15 protein-coding genes are annotated in these 18,366 nt (G+C 43.0%); 4 read left to right on the top strand and 11 right to left on the bottom strand.

Annotated elements, in window-relative coordinates; all coding sequences use genetic code 11:
* From J0L60_13155 to J0L60_13140, 4 genes are read right to left on the bottom strand one after another with little or no spacing between them, the layout of a single operon-like run.
* Positions 1 to 1,878, bottom strand: a complete 1,878-nt coding sequence (locus J0L60_13155; protein ID MBN8547073.1) for a cation:proton antiporter — start codon at positions 1,876 to 1,878, stop codon at positions 1 to 3.
* A gap of 1 nt (position 1,879) precedes the next feature.
* On the bottom strand, positions 1,880 to 2,482 hold the full coding sequence (locus J0L60_13150) for an NAD(P)H-dependent oxidoreductase (GenBank protein MBN8547072.1): 603 nt from the start codon (positions 2,480 to 2,482) through the stop codon (positions 1,880 to 1,882).
* A gap of 53 nt (positions 2,483 to 2,535) precedes the next feature.
* Positions 2,536 to 3,189 carry an HAD family hydrolase gene (locus J0L60_13145; GenBank protein ID MBN8547071.1) on the bottom strand — a complete coding sequence of 218 codons (654 nt, stop codon included), beginning with the start codon at positions 3,187 to 3,189 and terminating at the stop codon, positions 2,536 to 2,538.
* An 11-nt stretch (positions 3,190 to 3,200) separates the two neighbouring features.
* Positions 3,201 to 5,003, bottom strand: coding sequence for an AGE family epimerase/isomerase (locus J0L60_13140; GenBank protein MBN8547070.1), 1,803 nt, complete (start codon positions 5,001 to 5,003; stop codon positions 3,201 to 3,203).
* Between the two features lie 103 nt (positions 5,004 to 5,106).
* On the opposite strand from J0L60_13140, the gene J0L60_13135 reads away from it, so the two are divergent.
* Positions 5,107 to 6,015 (top strand): TIGR01777 family oxidoreductase, encoded by a 909-nt coding sequence (locus tag J0L60_13135; GenBank protein MBN8547069.1) that lies wholly within the window; start codon positions 5,107 to 5,109, stop codon positions 6,013 to 6,015.
* A 731-nt stretch (positions 6,016 to 6,746) separates the two neighbouring features.
* Here J0L60_13135 and J0L60_13130 read toward each other — a convergent pair.
* The 4 genes from J0L60_13130 to J0L60_13115 all read right to left on the bottom strand — a co-directional run bounded on the left by J0L60_13130 (position 6,747) and on the right by J0L60_13115 (position 9,366).
* A complete protein-coding gene (locus J0L60_13130; protein MBN8547068.1) occupies positions 6,747 to 8,222 on the bottom strand; it encodes a PQQ-dependent sugar dehydrogenase in 1,476 nt (491 codons plus the stop codon).
* 69 nt (positions 8,223 to 8,291) lie between these two features.
* Positions 8,292 to 8,630 (bottom strand): DUF86 domain-containing protein, encoded by a 339-nt coding sequence (locus tag J0L60_13125; GenBank protein ID MBN8547067.1) that lies wholly within the window; start codon positions 8,628 to 8,630, stop codon positions 8,292 to 8,294.
* Entirely contained in the window at positions 8,627 to 8,914 is a 288-nt protein-coding gene (locus tag J0L60_13120; protein MBN8547066.1) for a nucleotidyltransferase domain-containing protein, read from the bottom strand. The genes J0L60_13125 and J0L60_13120 overlap by 4 nt, the downstream gene beginning before the upstream one ends.
* A gap of 143 nt (positions 8,915 to 9,057) precedes the next feature.
* Entirely contained in the window at positions 9,058 to 9,366 is a 309-nt protein-coding gene (locus tag J0L60_13115; protein ID MBN8547065.1) for a hypothetical protein, read from the bottom strand.
* A gap of 107 nt (positions 9,367 to 9,473) precedes the next feature.
* Between J0L60_13115 and J0L60_13110 the strand changes: the two genes are divergently transcribed.
* Positions 9,474 to 10,175 (top strand): outer membrane beta-barrel protein, encoded by a 702-nt coding sequence (locus J0L60_13110; protein ID MBN8547064.1) that lies wholly within the window; start codon positions 9,474 to 9,476, stop codon positions 10,173 to 10,175.
* 108 nt (positions 10,176 to 10,283) lie between these two features.
* Here the strand turns inward: J0L60_13110 and glgX are convergent, their stop codons facing one another.
* Positions 10,284 to 12,353 carry a glycogen debranching protein GlgX gene (gene glgX / locus J0L60_13105; protein ID MBN8547063.1) on the bottom strand — a complete coding sequence of 690 codons (2,070 nt, stop codon included), beginning with the start codon at positions 12,351 to 12,353 and terminating at the stop codon, positions 10,284 to 10,286.
* A 1-nt stretch (position 12,354) separates the two neighbouring features.
* Positions 12,355 to 14,751: a hypothetical protein gene (locus tag J0L60_13100; GenBank protein MBN8547062.1), complete on the bottom strand. Its 2,397-nt coding sequence runs from the start codon at positions 14,749 to 14,751 to the stop codon at positions 12,355 to 12,357.
* Positions 14,752 to 15,194: 443 nt separating this feature from the next.
* Between J0L60_13100 and J0L60_13095 the strand changes: the two genes are divergently transcribed.
* Positions 15,195 to 15,896, top strand: coding sequence for a nucleotidyl transferase AbiEii/AbiGii toxin family protein (locus J0L60_13095; protein MBN8547061.1), 702 nt, complete (start codon positions 15,195 to 15,197; stop codon positions 15,894 to 15,896).
* Positions 15,897 to 16,597: 701 nt separating this feature from the next.
* On the opposite strand, the gene J0L60_13090 is transcribed toward J0L60_13095, so the two are convergent.
* A complete protein-coding gene (locus J0L60_13090) occupies positions 16,598 to 17,779 on the bottom strand; it encodes a hypothetical protein (GenBank protein ID MBN8547060.1) in 1,182 nt (393 codons plus the stop codon).
* Between the two features lie 169 nt (positions 17,780 to 17,948).
* Here J0L60_13090 and J0L60_13085 point away from each other — a divergent pair, with 169 nt between their 5' ends.
* Complete coding sequence (locus J0L60_13085) at positions 17,949 to 18,086, top strand: hypothetical protein (GenBank protein ID MBN8547059.1); 138 nt, start codon at positions 17,949 to 17,951, stop codon at positions 18,084 to 18,086.
* The last annotated feature ends 280 nt before the right edge of the window (positions 18,087 to 18,366 follow it).

Below are 18,366 nucleotides of genomic sequence, written 5' to 3'. Positions count from 1 at the left end.
TCAGAACTTTCCGAATTCCTCCCTGAGTGATTCTGAATCCCAACCGGCATCCCTGCTTACATCCGTGTCCTTGAAATCCTCCCTGATAATTTCTTCCAGTTCCTCTATTGCCTGTCTGGCAGCCGAGAGATATTCCGACTTGTCTTTTCTGTGGGCAGCCAGCTCCTTCAGGTTTTCTTCATCATGGTTGAAGAAAATGTGGCTCATCCTTTCGGTCTGATATGCCCGGTAACCGAGGTGTTTTAGTGTATCTGCACCCATTCTTAATGAGGTGTCAAGTGTTTCGCGGTAAACTTTATCAACCCCTGCATCCATAAGATCGTAGGCATCGGCTCTGTCGTATGCCCTTGCAAGAATTTTTGCGTGAGGGAAATGCTTTTTAACTGTGTGTACCATTTCAAGAACTTTTTCAGGAATATCGAGCGCAATAATGATAATTTTTGCCTCTTCAGCCCCTGCTGCATGGAGAAGATCATGGCGGGTTGGTTCTCCGTAATAGACCTTTATTCCAAGTTTTCGAAGTGTCTCCACACGATCGGAATCGTTGTCGATGACCGTCGGGAAAACGCCGTTAGCCCGAAGGAACCTGCCTGCCGTATTCCCGAATCTGCCAAATCCTGCTATGATTACTTTCCCTTTTTCCTCGATTTTGTCCTCTTCCCGTTCTGGTGCAGGGTTGGATCTGGCAAGGAGAGGCAGAATCACCTTTTCATTAAAAGTAAAGATGAAAGGTGTAAGTGCCATACTGATTGCAACGACAGCCGTCAAAATCCCTGTAGTATTGGAATCAAGAATCCCGAGTGAAGATGAGAATGAGAAAAGTACAAACGCGAACTCTCCGACCTGTGCAAGGGCAACCGCAAAAATGGAGCTTTCGCCATTCCCCAGACGGAAAATTTTCCCGATAACAAAAACCACCGCCGCTTTAATAAACATTAATCCGAGGGTCAGGAGCAGAATTGTAACGGGCTGATCCGTGACTAAATCGAAGTTGATGCTCGCACCCACCGATATAAAAAAGAGCCCAAGCAACAACCCCTTAAAAGGATCGATGTCACTTTCGAGTTCGTGCCTGTACTCACTGTTTGCAAGCACGACACCCGCAACAAATGCACCGAGAGCAGGACTGAGTCCGACAAAATTCATCAACAGCGCAATACCGATGACCAAAAGAAGAACCATCGCCGTAAAAATTTCACGCATTGCGGTTTTTGCGACAATTCTGAAAACATGATTCAAGAGGTATTTCCCAGCGAGAACTATTACCCCTACCGCGCCTATAACAAAAAGCGTCTGCAACCATGCGGGAAGTGTCTCCATAAATGAGGGATGTGCATTTACTGGTGCCGTTGTGTTTGTGGTGGCAAGAAGAGGAAAAATCGCAAGAATCGGGATGACTGCGATGTCCTGAAATAGGAGCACCGAAAAAGAACTTTGACCCGCCCCCGATTTAATCAGTCCTTTTTCCTGAAGTGTCTGCATTACGATTGCTGTGGAGGAGAGAGACAGGGTGAATCCGATTGCAAGTGAGGCTTGCCACGACAGTCCAAATGCAAACGCGGCTCCACCTGCCACAAGTGCAGTCAGACCGATTTGAAGCCCGCCCATCCCCAGAATGGAGGCACGAAGCCGCCAGAGAAGGGATGGTTCCAGTTCCAAACCGATCACAAAAAGCATCATAACAACGCCAAATTCGGCGAAATGCATGATATCCTGTCCCTCATTTCCTACAAGTCCGAGGAGTGCGGGACCGATAATAATTCCTCCGATGAGATAACCGAGAACCGACCCGAGCCCCAGCTTCTTGGCAATCGGAACTGTGACAACTGCAGTTACAAGATAAAGAAACGCCTGATAGAAAAATCCTCCTTCGTGCATCTTATGCCTCCCCTTCAGATGTTAAAAGATCATTGAAATATTGAGTGTTTTGCAGCTTTGCCTCATCAAATTTTTCATCCCGTAAAATTTCAAGGATCTTGCCATAGTCAGAAGCACACTTTTCAATCGCAGCATCATCGAGGCGATGGGTACCGTAAACAACAAACGCGGGAAGAGGCACCATCTTGCAAAGTGCAAACGACTGTCTGAACGGGGCAAGAAACTCCCACACAGTATGCTTGTTTATCCCCTCTTTTGTGTAGGCGAACTCCCTGCCACCGGCTGTGATTATGCTTAGTCCCGATTTCCCGGTAAGAGCATTACCTTTTGAGCCGTATGCCCAGCCGTGTTCAAGAACAAGGTCGATCCACTGCTTCAGGAGAGGTGGGCAACTGTACCAGTAGAACGGATGGTGAAAAACTATAATGTCGTGTTCGAGCAACAGTTGTTGCTCCCTTTTTACATCAATATCGAAACGGGGATAAATTTCATAAAGATCATGAAAAGTGATTCCTTCCATTTTCTTCGCAACGGAGACGAGTTTTTTATTTACCCGTGATTTCTCAAGGGCGGGGTGTGCAAAAAGGATTTGAATTTTTTTCATGGGCAATTAATGGATGTCATTTATTAAAATCAGATTAAAGAAATCAAAAAAAGTTAGTGAGGCAACACTATCTTTGCCAACTCTTCCACTGTATTTGCATAGTATGTCGGCTTCAGATCGAGCAGAGATTGTTTATCCCTGTATCCGTATCCAAGGGCAATGGTATCCACACCGGCGTTTTGTCCACATCCGATATCGAATTCCGTGTCACCGATCATTACGGTACCCGTTTTATCCGCACCAAAATGTGAGATGATTATCTCGAGCGGTTCGGGATCGGGTTTAATTTTTATTCCCGGTTTTCGTCCCATCAACACTTCGAACCATTGATGAAGATTGAAATGGTCTGCAATTCTTTCAGTCTGGTGCTGATTTTTAGTGGTCAGGAGTCCAAGTTTTACACCTGAATCCTTCAGGGAGTCGAGGAGTTCGGGAATCCCGGGATAAAATTTTGTGTCGTCGATAAAATCGAAATAAATCCCTTTATAGATATCGATATAATGCTCGATATCAGGGACAACTATCCCAAAATCGTGGAAAATATCTGCAAAATGGGCACCGATCTGTGTTTCGAACCTGTCCCGCGGGAAATTGACATTTTTCATGCCGAGTGCATCAAATGTTTTTATCGCAGCATGGTAGATAGTGTCGGCGGAGTCAAAAAGGGTTCCGTCCATGTCAAAGACCGCCAAGTCATATTTTTTCATTTTGTTCCGTGTCATTTTAAGAGAGTCATTTTCCGGCTTTGAGTTCCTGCGCCTGTTTTAAGTGTGTAGAAATAGATTCCCGAATTCAGTCCCGAGGCATCAAACTTTATTGTGTGTCGCCCTGCAGATTTGTAGCCTGCAAAGGGAGTTGCGACTTCATTTCCCATCACATCATACACCCTTAGCAACACTTCAGTGCCGTTCTTTATTTCAAATGTTATGTTCGTAACGGGATTAAACGGATTTGGGTAGTTCTGATTCAGCACCATTTCAGACGGGATACCCGGTTCCTGATCTGCGATGGAGGAAATCTCCTGTGGCTGGAAGGTTACTTTAAATTTTCCCCCCGTGTTTGATGCGAGATTCAGTTCAAGGGTATTCGGATTAAATGAAGCAAAAGGAGCACCATCCAGCGTAACGCCCGAAATGATCAATTTCCCTGCAGAGGTAAGAAGCGGCGAAACTTTTATTGTCCTCGGAAGAACAGACGGAACAAATTTGTAATAAAGGGAAAAGGGCTGTTTTGCGAGATAAATTTTTGAATACAGATATGTGAGGTAGCCGAGTTCAACCGAATGATACGCCGCCTTGAAACCGTTTCCTTTGTGCTCGCCCCACACTCTGCCACCCCTTCGCATCGTATTCTCATAGACTTCACCATAGGTTCGATCGACAAAGTAATTCATAAAGAAACTGATACTCTCATCGGCTGCCCTGAGATATTCGTCATCTTTTGTAATGTCCCAAAGCTCCAGTCCGCCCGTAATTGCCTGCTCGACCTGCCACCATGCTTTGGCAGAATCCTGAATCCCCCAAAGAAGCATCTGTCCCGTCGTTCTGTTGTAATCCTTGTAGGGTGCACCGTAAACATGGTCGTATCCTTTTTGCAGCACATTATTAAAAAGCTTCCTTGCGGCTGTGATATATTCCGGCTTGGGATCGAGTCTGTATGCCCTTCCGAGCACCCATGCAGTTTTGAGAACATGTCCCATTATCGTCATGGTTTCAGACTGGTTTATGCTCCAGTCAGAATTATATATCTCTGCAAATCCGATTTGCTGGCTGTCCATCGTCGGCACAAGCATGTTGAGGATGTTTAAAACAATCGAGTCAACTTTGGTTCGATACTTTGTTTCGCTCGTCAGTCTGCTCATCAGAAGCAGATGTGTTGTCAGGGCATCCACAGTTGCGTTAAAACTTTTCCCTGTGCGGGTGGAAAAATTCGCTGCTGCCTGATCGAAGTATCCAAAAGCAGAACCCCTGTCCCAGTACCTGTTTTCAAGGAGATCATATCCCTTGTTAAACCACGATTCAGCAAGCGGATCACGGGTTGCCTCATACATGGAAGCAATTCCCAATAAAGCGTAATGTGCATCAAATGCCGTTTTGGCTGCGGATGATGAAACAGGGGAGCCTTGTCTGTTCAGATCCCCGTACCAGCCGCCGTTTGTGTTATCCCACGCTTTACCGTATAAAAATGTCAGAGCATCCTGAGCCTTTTGCAGATACACTTCATTTCCCGTAAGCATGAAAGCCTTTGAAAAAGCATAGGCGTGACGGGTTTGGGTGAGGGGCTTTTTATTTGTCCCCCAGGAGGTGATAACATTCCCCATCCTGTCCACATTTGTGTAAAATCCGCCGTAGGTCGCATCGTATGAGTTAAACCAGAATTTCGCACAACTGTCAACATATCCAACGAGTCTGTCAGGATCAGTCAGGTAAGGTGATGTTGGTGAATATTGAGAAAATGAGGCTGTTGTAAAAAGTATAAATGCCGGGAAAAAAGAGGCAAACTGTCGTCCAAAATTCGTCATTGGATCCTTTTCGAAAAAGAATGATTGTTTTTTACAAAAATACTGAAATTAAATGACTTCGATTTTTGTTACTATTGAAAACCGAAAAATCAGGATTATCCTAATGTCAAAACGAATTGTAATAACAGGTGCCACAGGCTTGATTGGCAAGCACCTTTGCAAAAAAATATATGAGAGGGGCGATGTCCCTGTTGTTATTACGCGTGATCCCGTTCAAGCCCGTGGAATGGCTTACATAAATGAATTTGTGAAGTGGGACTACCGCGATCCCAAACCCGTCCTCCAAAAACTTGAGGGAGCCGCAGCGTTTGTGAATCTCGCAGGAGCTTCCGTTGCCGAAAGATGGAGCGAACCTTATAAGATGGTGATCCTCAACAGTCGCGTTCAAACCACTGATGCACTCATTCACGCCATTTCGCTTTTGGAGAAAAAACCCGAAGTGCTGATTTCCTCATCTGCAACAGGATTCTATGGAAATACAGGTGACGAAGAAGTGGATGAAACCTCCCGTAAGGGGGAAGGATTCCTCTCTGATGTATGTGATGCATGGGAAAAACAGGCTCTTCTCGCTGAACCCTACGGAGTGAAGGTTTCTATTGTGAGAACAGGGGTGGTACTTTCGCCCGAAGGCGGTGCACTAAAAAAGATGATTCCTGCATTCAAGTTTATGGTTGGCGGTCCCATCGGAAGCGGTACCCAGTGGATGTCATGGATCCACATCGACGACATAGTCAATTTTTACCTCTATCTTATCGACAATCCCCAGGATGGCGTTTTCAATGGTGTTTCCCCCACTCCCATAACGATGGATGTATTTGCATTTCAATTGGGCAAGGCACTCAAAAAACCGTCGCTTATGAAAGTGCCTTCATTTGCAGTGAAACTGATGTTTGGTGAAATGTCTGCTACCATCCTCGATAGCCAAAAGGTTATCCCTGCTTACACCGAAAAAACAGGGTTTAAATATGCCTTCCCCGAAATAGACGATGCTTTGGCAGATTTGTTGAAATAAGGGGTTGAATAGTTACACGGATATCACGGATTTTGCACGGATGGTTTTTTAAGCCCTCGTGGCGATATATGGGTAGAGGACGCAGATACACGCAGATTAAACGTGCCGAAGGCATCCCTTCGGGAGATTTTCGCAGAGGATTTTTTAAGCCCTCCGGGCGACATGTGGGTAGAACCCCGGCGACCCATTCCAAGAGAGCCCTTGTGGCGACATATGGATAGAATGAGCGACCATCCCGGGAAATCTGAAAAGGAGCGACAATCGTCCCGATTGTCCGACCGACAAATTTTATGCCGGAAGGGTAATAGAATTTTGTTCCCCACCTCACCCCTGCCCCTCTTCTGTACCGCCCCCCTACCCCTCCCAAAGGGATGCCTTCGGCACCTCCTTCGAAAGGTGGGGGAAAGATTGATCGGAATTTGCCGCTGTTTCTACCCATATGTCGCCCAAAGGGCTCTCTTGATGTTGGGTGCCTGATTTTCTACCCATATGTCGCCACAAGGGCTTAATATTTGTCGGTTGGACAATCGAGACGATTGTCGCTCCTCTTCAGATTTCCCGGGTTGGTTTCTACCCATATGCCGCCACAAGGGCTCTCTTGAAGGTGGTCGCCGGAGTTCTACCCATATGTCACCCTTGCGGGTTTTTCAAACTTCAGACTTCAAACCTCAAACTTTAAAATTTCAGCCTTCAGCCCTCGCAATTCCGCCCTCAGCATTCGCATTTCTGCCTTACTTCATAAACAGCGCCTTTATGGTTTGGGTTTGCAGTCCATTACCATCGGCGGCGGAGGCGGTCATTCTGATGAGGTAGGTGCCTGATGCGAGACCTTTTGGTTCCCAGCCGAAGACAAACTCCCCTGCGTTGTAAACTCCTTTTTTGATCTCCTCGATCAATGATCCGAAGATGTCATACACTTCCAGTTTTACATTGCTTTCTTTTGCGAGTGCAAATGATATTGAAGTGGAGGGATTGAACGGATTCGGGTAATTCTGTTTCAGTGCTGCAAAATTTCCGCCTGTAAACTGCGGAATTGCATCAACAGCATCCACCTGCGGTTCGAACATATAAATCTTACCGGAATAATCGAGGATATAGAGGTTTTTGAAATTGTCTTCACCAAAAGAGACTATTGAAAGTCCTGAATTATTAAGCAGCACTTCATTTTGAACGGGTTGTCCGGGAGTATACTTCAGAGCCCAAATTCTCTTGGAAACATAATCAGCATAGATATACTTCCCTGTAAGTTTCGGGTTTTTGTTCCCTCTGTAAACGAAGCCCCCCGTGATCGAATATCCTCCTGTGGAATTGTGGGCATATTCCCAGATCGGAAGTTTTAGACCGGTAGTGTCACAACCCGTAGACGGACTGTAGCAATGGAACGACTCCATGATTTTCCAGCCGTAATTACCCCCTTTTTCTACGATATTAATCTCTTCCCACATGTTTTGCCCCACATCTGCAACCCAGAGTTTGTTGGTGGCAAGATCGAAACTGAACCGCCATGGGTTCCTCATCCCGTAAGCGTAAACCTCCTCTGCCCATCCCTGTGTGTTTCCTGCAAATGGATTATCGGGAGGAATTGCGTAATTTTTTCCGGGAGAAGTGCCGTTCACATCAATTCTTAAAATCTTTCCCAGAAGTGCAGCCTTGTTTTGTCCGTTTCCCTGAGGATCACCCGAGGAGCCGCCGTCACCTGCAGCTATATAGAGATAGCCATCAGGACCGAAACTTACCTGTCCGCCATTGTGGTTTGAGAAGGGCTGGTTGTAGGTCATTAAAATATATTCGGATGCTTTTACAGCAGAGTCGCCATTCACATTTGAAACCTGAAAACGGGAAATTATCGTTCTTCGGGGGTTGTTTGCGGTGTAATTGACATAAAAGTAGCCGTTTTTTATGAAGTTGGGGTGAAATGCAAGTCCGAGCAACCCTTGTTCACCACCGTAGAGTACACGGTCGGTCAGATCGAGAAAAACCTTCGGGTTCGAGGCATCACTTCTGTTCGGGAATACGAATATCCTCCCCTGCTGAGAGACAACAAATATTCTGTTGGTCTCGTCCATCGGGGACTGTAGGTCAACGGGATTGGGTATCGTGATGTTTGGGAAGGCATTTTTAAGTGTTTGGGACTGAACAGGGGTCACCATCAGCACCACGGTGAACACCAGCACGACAAATGCCACTGCTGCAATTGATCTCTTCATGAATGGGCTCATATCTAAATAATAATTGATTAAAATAATAATACAATATAATTAAAACCAATTTAGAAATTATTCAGTTTCCGAGCTAAGAATTTTCGATATTCCGAATTCCAATGTAGGAAGGTCATACTCTACAGTACTCCAAATTTCGTCCAGATCAACACCGAAGTATTCGTGCACTATGATATTTCTCAAACCGGTTATTTCTGCCCATGGAATGTTCGGGTGTTTTTTCTTTAGGTTCTTCGACAGTTTGTTAGCTGCCTCACCAATGATTTGTAGATGATATATTACCCAAACCTGTACCAGTTCCGACTTGTAAAACTCTTCCTCTGCCTGATCGGTGTATTGCTTTATCTTATTTATTGCCATTAAGATATCATGGAGCCACAACCAATCACTTCTCATAAAGCAACTGCATCCCTCCTGACAGTATCAGAAAGTTGACCTTTGAGGGCTTTTACTGTGATTACATCAACATCCTTTTTCAGGTATTTTTCAAGAGCAAGTTTAAAACCTATTCGTTGAAGGATGGTACTTCCTTCTTTCATCTCTACAAGAAAATCGACATCGCTGTTCTCATCAGATTCGCTTCGTGCCGTGGAACCGAACACCATAACGCTTTCAACCCCGAAACTTTCAGCAAGTCTCAGGATTTTTCGTTTCTTCTTTCTTAATTGTTCTAATGTCATGTAATTAACCGGATCATAAATTTGAAGTTAGGAAAATTAACAATAAATCTCATTAAATAAAAATGCACATTCCCTGGGAAGCCTGAATGCATCCGGAAAAACGACTCCGGCATGATCTGTCTCGGTCAGGACAATTTCCTTGCTCACCCCTCAAATTCCTTTCCGTCACACGGAATGAAATCGGGTCTCGGGTGGCTTTCATACTTTTTACAGAGGACTGCGGACTCATCGAAGTGGCGGCACTTCGAACAGATGGAGTTTTCTATTATCTCCCTGTTGTTTTTGTAAAAACTTGTGTAAGAATTGTAAGCAGGCAGTACAACACCTCCAATAACAGCAGTTATGGCGAGGATAAGCCAAAATTTGTCATCGGGAAATGCCGTTCTTATAAAATATACGGCCGTTAATACAACTATGAGGCGCAAAAGGGTCTCTGTTACTATTTTTCCCATGTTATTCCAACAATTTCTGAAAAACTTACAGGGTAATTTAACAATATTAGTCTCCACATTTTGTTATATTGGCACTTTAGTTTTTAATAAACTTAATCAGGAAGAACATGAAAAAGAAGAATATATTTATTGTTGCCGCTGCCTTAATGATTTTTTCATCGCAGGCTATTGCTCAAAGTTTTGGCATAAATTTTACTCTCGGATTCCCACAGGGTGAATTCAAAGACAACCTTTCAAGAACCGGTATCGGTATCGGTGGCGAAATTCTTTTCCCCACAGCACCCGGCGTACCTGTCGAATGGGGTTTCGATCTTGCATTTGTTAATTATGGTAATGAAACAAGAAGAGCACCTCTTAGCAACACTATCCCCGACCTGACTGTTGATGTTACCAGATCAAACAACATTGTTTTGGGACATGCCCTGATTCGTATTGCTCCACCCAGCACCCTCTTCAAACCTTATGTTGAGTTGATCGCAGGTGGTTCATATATGTACACCCAGACTTCACTTCTTGAAAGATTTTCGGGAAAAGAAACCATTTCAGATCAGAATTTCAGCGACTGGGCTTTCAGCTACGGAGGTGGTGCCGGATTGATGTTCACCGTGTACGATCAGATGGGCACAAGAGTAATGGTTGACATAAAGGCAAGATACCTGATGGGTACAAAAGCTGAATACCTCACCGAGGGCGATGTTATCATAAACACCCAAAATGCAACCGTTTCATACAACACAAGAAAATCGAAAACTGATATCCTGCTCGCTCAGATTGGTGTAAACCTTTCTTTTAGCTCGATGTTCCTCTAAACTTTGTTGGCGATGAGCTATGATCTATGAACTATGAGCTAATTGACAGCTCAAACTTCATACTTCATAGCTCAAACTTTTAGCCTTCAAAAATTCAGCCCTCAGCCTTCATTTCATTCCCGCATACAATATCACAAAACTTCTTCCGGTGGCGAGGTATTTATCTCCCTCCACAAAGACGCCTGAGCCGGGCGGATGAAAATCTTTGGGGCTCTCCTGGGCTGTATCCATAATAACTTCCCATTGGTTAGCATTGTTGTAGTGTGGCAACTTGAAATCAAGACCGTCCCAAAAACTGTTCAGGATGAAGTGGTAATAGGAGTTGTTCCAAAAATCTTTCAAGGTATATGAAATCGTAAGCGAATTGTCGCTAAAATCGGGTTTGAAGGGTTCGACACCATGCCAGTCGATAATCGAAGCACCAAAATTCCCGCCGCTTAACCAGGGGGAACACCATGTGAAGATGTGGTGAGTTCTGGTAAAATGGATCATCTTTTTAGTGAACTGCAGAATATCCCTGTTCTTGTGTACCAAAGACCAGTCGAACCAGTTCATAACATTATCATGACAATAGGCATTGTTATTACCGTTTTGTGTCCGCCTTACTTCATCCCCCATTAGCAGAAGAGGGGTTCCCTGTGAAGTGAAGAGTAACGCTATATAATTTTTGATAAGCCTTTTTCTCAGTTGTTCAACAGCCCGGTCGTTTGTTGGTCCCTCCGTCCCGCAGTTCCATGAGAAGTTCTCATTTGTTCCGTCCCTGTTTTCCTCCCTGTTTTCCTTGTTATGTTTTATAGTGTATGAAACGAGGTCATTCAGAGTAAAACCGTCGTGACAGGTGACGAAATTGATTCCGCGTGCAGGATTCCTTAGGGGATCGGGATAAATGTCGGGACTCGCAGATATTCTTTGTGCGATAATTTTTGTCATATTGTGGTCGCCCCTGACAAATCTCCTCACATCATCCCTGAACTTCCCGTTCCACTCAGCCCATTTGTAACCGACAAAAGAACCGACCTGATACAATCCCCCCGCATCCCATGCTTCTGCAATCAATTTTGTTCCTGCGAGAATGGGTTCGGACTCGATCTGCCAAAGAATTGGCGGATTTTGAAGTGGTTTCCCGTCATGATCCCGTGCAAGAACCGATGCGAGATCGAAACGGAATCCGTCAACATGCATTACAGAAACCCAGTATTTCAATGAATCGATTATCATCCTTTTCACAACAGTATTGTTTGCATTCAGGGTGTTTCCGCAGCCTGTATAGTTTGCATAGCCGTAAGGGTTATTCTCATTCAGGATGTAATATTCCTTGTTTTCAAATCCTCTGTAGGAAAGGACGGGTCCCGTCTCATCACCCTCGGCAGTATGGTTGAACACCACATCGAGAATCACTTCAATTCCTTCTTTATGCAGTGCCTTTACCATGTCACGAAACTCGTTGACCGGCCCAAAAATAGACTGGTCGGAGCTGTATGCCCTGTGCGGAGCAAAAAAAGCAATCGGATTATATCCCCAGTAATTCACGAGAGGCGGTTTTACATCATGAGGATCAAACTGCTGTATCGGCAGCAGTTCAACGGAAGTGATGCCAAGTTCCTTTAGATACGGGATTTTTTCAACAAGTCCTTTGAAGGTGCCCCTGTGCCTTTCATCAACTCCCGAATTCGGGTTGGCAGTAAATCCCTTCACATGCAATTCATAGACGATTGTCCTCGTCCTCTCGAGATTCAGCGGCATATCCCCCTCCCAGTTATAGTCGGAGGGATCAACCACCACGCTTCTCATAGAGCACTGAACATTGCTCCCCGGTTTTCTTGCTGCCTCCCTGTTATAGAGATTGTCCACAACGAGGAGGGAGTAGGGATCGATCAAGACTTTCTCGGGATCAAATTTCAGACCTTTCTCAGGATTGAACGGACCATAAACACGGTAGGCATATATCTGTCCGGGTTTTATCCCCTCCACAAAGGCATGCCAGTAAAAATATGTCCTGTGGTTAAGGATACTCAACCTGATAACATCCGAGGGTTGCCTAGCTTCAGGTGAATCGAAGAGGAGTATCTCGACTGCAGTGGCATTCCGTGAATAGACGCAAAAGTTAACCCCCGAGCGGTCGGGGGTTACAGTTGCACCTAAAGGATAACTCTTTCCTGAGAAAACGCGTCTTTGCATTTTATTTTTCCAACAGAAATATTTCGTATCCCGAAGGACTTAATTTTACCTTTATCTGATTACTCTCGGTAACAATTCTTTCTTTCGTAAGAGGATTTTCAGCGTACCCGACATCATAAAATGCAGGAAGATTTACAGTTACAACTTCCTCTTTCTCGGATTTGTTGAGGAGTACGAGCACTCTGCCATTGGCATCAGATCTGATGTAACCAAGAACATTGTGCGAGCTGACAACAGTATAGAAATCGCCATACCTGAGGGCGGAATATTTGTTGCGAAGCCCAATCAGTTTGGTTATATCATCGAGGGTTTTCTTTTCATATCCGTTTAATTTGTCGCCAAAATACATCATTCTTCTGTTGTCGGGATCTGATGCACCCGTCATTCCAAATTCAGATCCGTAATAAACAACAGGAAGGCCGGGGATCGTCATCATGTAAGCGTAATAAAGTTTCAGTTTGTCATAACTCGAAGGATTGTCAACCTTGGGCGGTGCGTTCCAGCCGATCTCGGCAGCCCTTCCGTCGTTTATCTCAAGGTCTCCATCTGCATAGGCCATATATCTGATTTTGTCATGACTGTCCATTATGTTACCCATAACATGAATCGGACCATATACATCGAAAGTCTTCTCCATTTCGGTGGATATCAGCTCCAGTGAAGCATTTTTATTCAGAAATGCTACAATAGCCACATCAAAGAGGTTGAAATTGAATTGTGAACTGAGCTGACCGTTGTTCACATAGGAGCTTATCATTGCGTAGTCACCAAATGTCTCACCGATCTGATAAACCTCTATATCCCTCTTTCCTTTGAAATGCTTCTTTATTTTTGCCGTAAGCACACGCCAGAATTCGTTCGGAACATGCTTAACTGCATCGTGGCGGAATCCGTCGGCACCCGTCTGCTCAAGCCACCAGATTGCGTTGTCACTTACAGCGTTGAGCGCTTTTTTCGATTTTGTGAAGTCGAATGATGGAATGTAAGGTTCGAACCAGGTAGTTAAACGATATTCATCCCAGAGGCGGAGATTTTTCCTTCCGTCAGGAAGATCGAGGCTTCCGAACCAGTCGGGATGCTGTTTGAACCAGGGATGTTCCTGATGCACATGGTGGGAAACAAAATCGAGGAGAATTTTTATTCCTTTTTTGTGTGCGGCTTTAACGAGTTCCTTCAGTTTTGCCATGGTGCCAAACTGCTCTTCAACTTTTGTGTCACTTACAGGCCAGTAACCATGATAACCTGTGTACCATCTGTTCGGTGCAGGGTACTCCCTCCACGCAGTCATCGGATTGTCATTCACGGGTGAAATCCAGATGGTGTTTATCCCAAGTTTCTCAAAATAACCGTCTTTTATTTTGTCGATTATTCCCTGGAAATCGCCACCCTGATAATTTGCAGGCGGGAAAACGGAGTCTCTTACGACAGGCTTGTTTATCGATTTGTCGCCATCTTTGAATCTGTCGACCATGATGGAATAAATTATCGCATCATACCAGTTGAATTTCCCTTTTCCTGCGGGGGCACCATCCTGCAACTGGATATATTGCCAGTTGGTTTTTTGCCCGTCTTTGGTAATTGCAACCCTTAAAAGCCGGTTCCCTTTCATATTCATTCTGGGGAGTGTAACTATAACAATTCCATTTTCAATCTTCACTTCAGAGTCGGTAAGCGATTCATTGTCGAGCAAAGCTGTGATATTCTCTTTTGCAACAGGTTCCGGTTTACCGTCTTTTTCACAGATAAAATGGAAAAATCTGAACGATTTTGACTCTTTCACTCCCAGGTTATGGAGAAATGCTCTGCTTTTGAACGGTTTTTCTATGATAATAACGGAATTAAAGGCTCCCATTCCGTTTGGAACAGAATCTTTGTTTGCGGGATCAACTATCTCTTCACCATCACCAAAAAACTTGTACTCGTATCTACCCGGTTCTATCGGGACGGATATCTCATAAACACCGTCGCCGTTTGCATCGGTCATGGGGTCATACTGGCGGTTCCAGGCATTAAACTGACCTATCACCGTAAGGTGTTTATATTTTTTTGAGGGTTTGAGTGAAAAAGTGTGAAATCTCTGTTTTGCAGCAACAACAGGTATCTGATAAACCGTTTTTTTATATTCAAATGGAAGGAGGGTTATTCCCTCGAAATCCTTGTCAGTCTCCACTCTGAGGATGCTGTCCTTTTCGCTATAGGATACTTTGAGGGCTTTATTCTCCTTGAATTTCACCTTGTAGTCACCGGCATACCAGATGTCAGAAATCCTGAATTCACCCGGCTTGCCCGATACAACTCTTAGGGGCTGGATAATGTCCGTAATTTTCTGAGCGTAACCACTACCAACAAATAATATAGTAAAAAGAACTGCCGTAATCACATTCGTCTTCAACTTCACGATTCCTCCGTAAATGTTTGAAATAATCGGGGAAAAAATTTAATTTGTAACTCCAAAATAAGAGAGATTTGTCAATTTAAGGCAAGGGAAAAGGATAGTTTTATTCAGCTTGAAAACACAGACTGTCATTTGAATTACTTGCTCGGTGAGCAAAATATTTCTTTATTTATCTTTATATTTGTGTATGCCTGATAAATCCTTTATAAAAGAAACGCTCAACCCAATATTCTGGGATTATGATGTTGATGTAATTCAATTATATCTCATCACTCTGGAGCAGGAACCCGGCTACGCTTTCTTAACCAAGGAGTATATCCTTAAAAGAATTCTTGAGAGAGTTCCCTGGTATAGCATTCTTAAATTATACGGCAAAGATTACCTTATACATAACCTTACCCATGAATTGATTGAAAAGATTCGAGACCGGGAGATAAGGAACAGATATGAACTCGTCAGAAAAGTTTTACACGGAGAACCTCTACCCCCTACAGGATGGAGTACTGAAAATCGTTCGAGACTTAAAAATTCCCTTTTATCTGACCGGTGGAACCGCTCTTAGCAGATTTCTTTTTAACCACCGGTATTCTGATGACCTGGATTTTTTTGTAAATGATAATCCGGAATTCTTAAGTTTTGTTAAAAGATTCATGGAGGCGGTCCGGGAACAATCACAGAATTCGCTAATCACTATCGATATTGCAAAAACAGTCACTTCTGCAAGGTTTGTGCAACTGATTCTTCAAAAGGACAAAATAAAATTGAAAGTGGATTTTGTGAACGATATTTCCACGCACTTCGGCGATGTATTGGTTGATTCCGAATTTGGCTTTATTGATAACTGGGCAAATATTCTGACAAACAAGTTATCGGCTATCTTCCGATTTGAAACGAAGGATATCGTGGATATTTGGGTTATCTCCAAGAATTTTAAATTTAATTGGGGAGTTATGATGGAATATGCCCTTCAAAAAGAAGCAACGATCAATCCTATCGAAGTTTATAACATTCTTAAAACATTCCCAACAAAGAATCTTTCATTGATCAGGTGGGTGCAGGAACCTGATTATGGTGGAGTTGAGTTCGATCTTAATGTAATTGCAGAAGATCTGCTTTATGGGAAAGATAATTCGTTATGCAGGGAGTAATTTCTGTTTCATTCGATTTGTCTCACGACCTGTTCCACAAATTAATCCGAAGACATAAAAAAGCCCGTCACCCCGAAGGATAAACGGGCAAGGTTTAGTTAGGTGAGGGGGAAACTCGTTCAAAACCGTGGCTGTTATATTTCATTTCGATGGAGCAGTTATATGCGTCATCCGCAAAGGCAAGGGCAAATCTTTTGAGAATTTTTATTTTTTCTCTTAAGTTTGGAAGGGATTAAAGCAACTTTAGTATTCGTGCTTTTACACATTTCGCGATTAATCTTCAGGCAATCTCAAAATAAAGGAAATTGCCGGTTTCATGTCTTATCCCTCACACTTGCGGTGTTGCCACCGGATCGTTCACTCTTTTCAATAAAAAATATAAACATTCATAAATGGACTGCAAAACTAACAATTACTTAAAGCAAAAACAATGCAAAAATATAAACTTGATGCATAACACACAGGTCTTTTTGAAATGGCAGGCTGCCCCTCTCGAGACAGCCTTAATAATTTAACATTCTGGTGCGGGTTTTTCAGCCATCAACCTTCATCCCTCAGCCCTATTTAAGCAGCAAAGCTTTCATCGTTTCCATTAATCGAGAATGATATTTTAATGAATTCATTAATTAAATTTAAAGTAAAATATTTCCGATGCAAAACTTCTAAGGCGGATGAAACATAAGACCTCCTTTAATTAAATTTTATCTTTTAAGAATTGTTACCAATCCCTGATTTCCATCTGATCCAGCTGCCACAACGATATTGTTCTTTATTTTAATTTTACCGTAGGATGAATTGGGATTTTCAGGAAACAACTTTTTCCATTCAATTCCATTAAAATGAAACAATCTATCGTATGTGCTACCTGCAAATATATCATTTAGACGGGTTCCTTTTATGCAGTAAATTGTTATCAAATTTGGATCTTCTTCTTTGCTCCATTCTGAATCATTCATATCCTTAAAATAGATTCCATCACCAACTGCAAAATATTTTTTACCTGGATAAAGCCAGCCTCTCAAAACGAAATCTGAAATTCCTTGTTTGCTTATTTCCGTTGCCTTTTGGCCCTCTATCTTAAATATCTTTGAAGTAAAGCCAAGAGAATATTCGGCACAAACGGCCAGTATTTCATAAGATTTTGTCCTTTTGTTATAATCTCCATAAATGTTGTTCACATACAGGTCAGTTCCGGTTTCGATCGGGGTCCAAACTGTTCCATTGTAGTAATATATTTTTCCACTATAACCTCCGGCATAAATATTATTACTATCGCTTCCCCATATTGTTGTGGTCCAATATGGTCCGTTCTCTGTTTTTGATTGATTCTGACCATCATAAAATGTTGTACCCCATTCACACATCATAAACAAATTGTCATGGGAAAATGCAAGTATCCCCGTGATGGCTGGTACAGACTGATAATTCCCGGGAGCCTCGAACCAAAGTTTTTTATACTCCCATCCCGTTCCATCCCAATGTGCTGCATTATAGTTTGAATAACCTGCAAGATTGGTATCAGGAAGAACAAACAGACCAACAGCCCAGATATCATTCTCACTAATTATTGCAATATCATTAACATAGCTATAGTTTATATTAGTACTCCCGAGGTAATGCTTGGTACGGCTAAAGGAATTGCCGGTGGGTGAAAGTGTGGTAAGATTTGTAACATTGGAAAAAATTGGAGAATTGTTGGGAGGAGTTATTGATGCCTGGAAAACATAAACTTTGGAATGGGTAAGAGTGGGTATGTACAAAAGCGTATCAGTAGTTACCACCGTAATGGACATAACTGTCTGGTTATCCTGCAGTAGCAATACCTGTGCAGGTAACATCTCCGGAGGAGTGGACAGATTAAGCCAACCTTCCGTGCATGACATATCGTCAACTGTAAGAACAGGTTTTTCTACCTCATTATCGGTCGGCGATTCTGAACAGCTCGTAAATAATCCTAAACCCAAAAGAAACAAAATATAAAACATTTTCATGCTAAACCATTGATTAAGATGTACAATCGGAATACAATCCGGTTACTCTAGGACAATTTATATGAATAATAGATTGTTCATGAGTTATTATGAGTTAAATCAGGGGGATGTTTATAAACAGCAGGTTTCCCGGACAAGAACCGCCGTGTGGTTCTCTACAGGGTGTGGAAGGTACATTACGATAGACTATATGCTCTAAAAGGGACGGTAAAAATCCTTGAACATCCTGCCGGATAACTTGTAATAACCGGACAATTTTTGTCCCGGTTATTTTATTTCCTGATTTTACATCATTCTCCCGTGTTTAATTATATCCTGATAATAAGTTACGAATTATTGTAATTAATGTCAAGAGTTTTACAAAATATTTTTACCATGTGTTATTACACCAATAATTGAAATTTATTTCAACGCAGATGTTTTTAAGAGGCTGCCCCCAATGAGAACAGCCTTAGTAATTCATAATCCTGGTGTTGGCA

It is taken from the genome of Ignavibacteria bacterium, from assembly GCA_017302895.1.
Taxonomy (GTDB): domain Bacteria; phylum Bacteroidota; class Ignavibacteria; order Ignavibacteriales; family Ignavibacteriaceae; genus UTCHB3.
The sequence above is the reverse complement of the archived record's forward strand: the minus strand, read 5'-3'. Positions and strand labels throughout refer to the sequence as shown.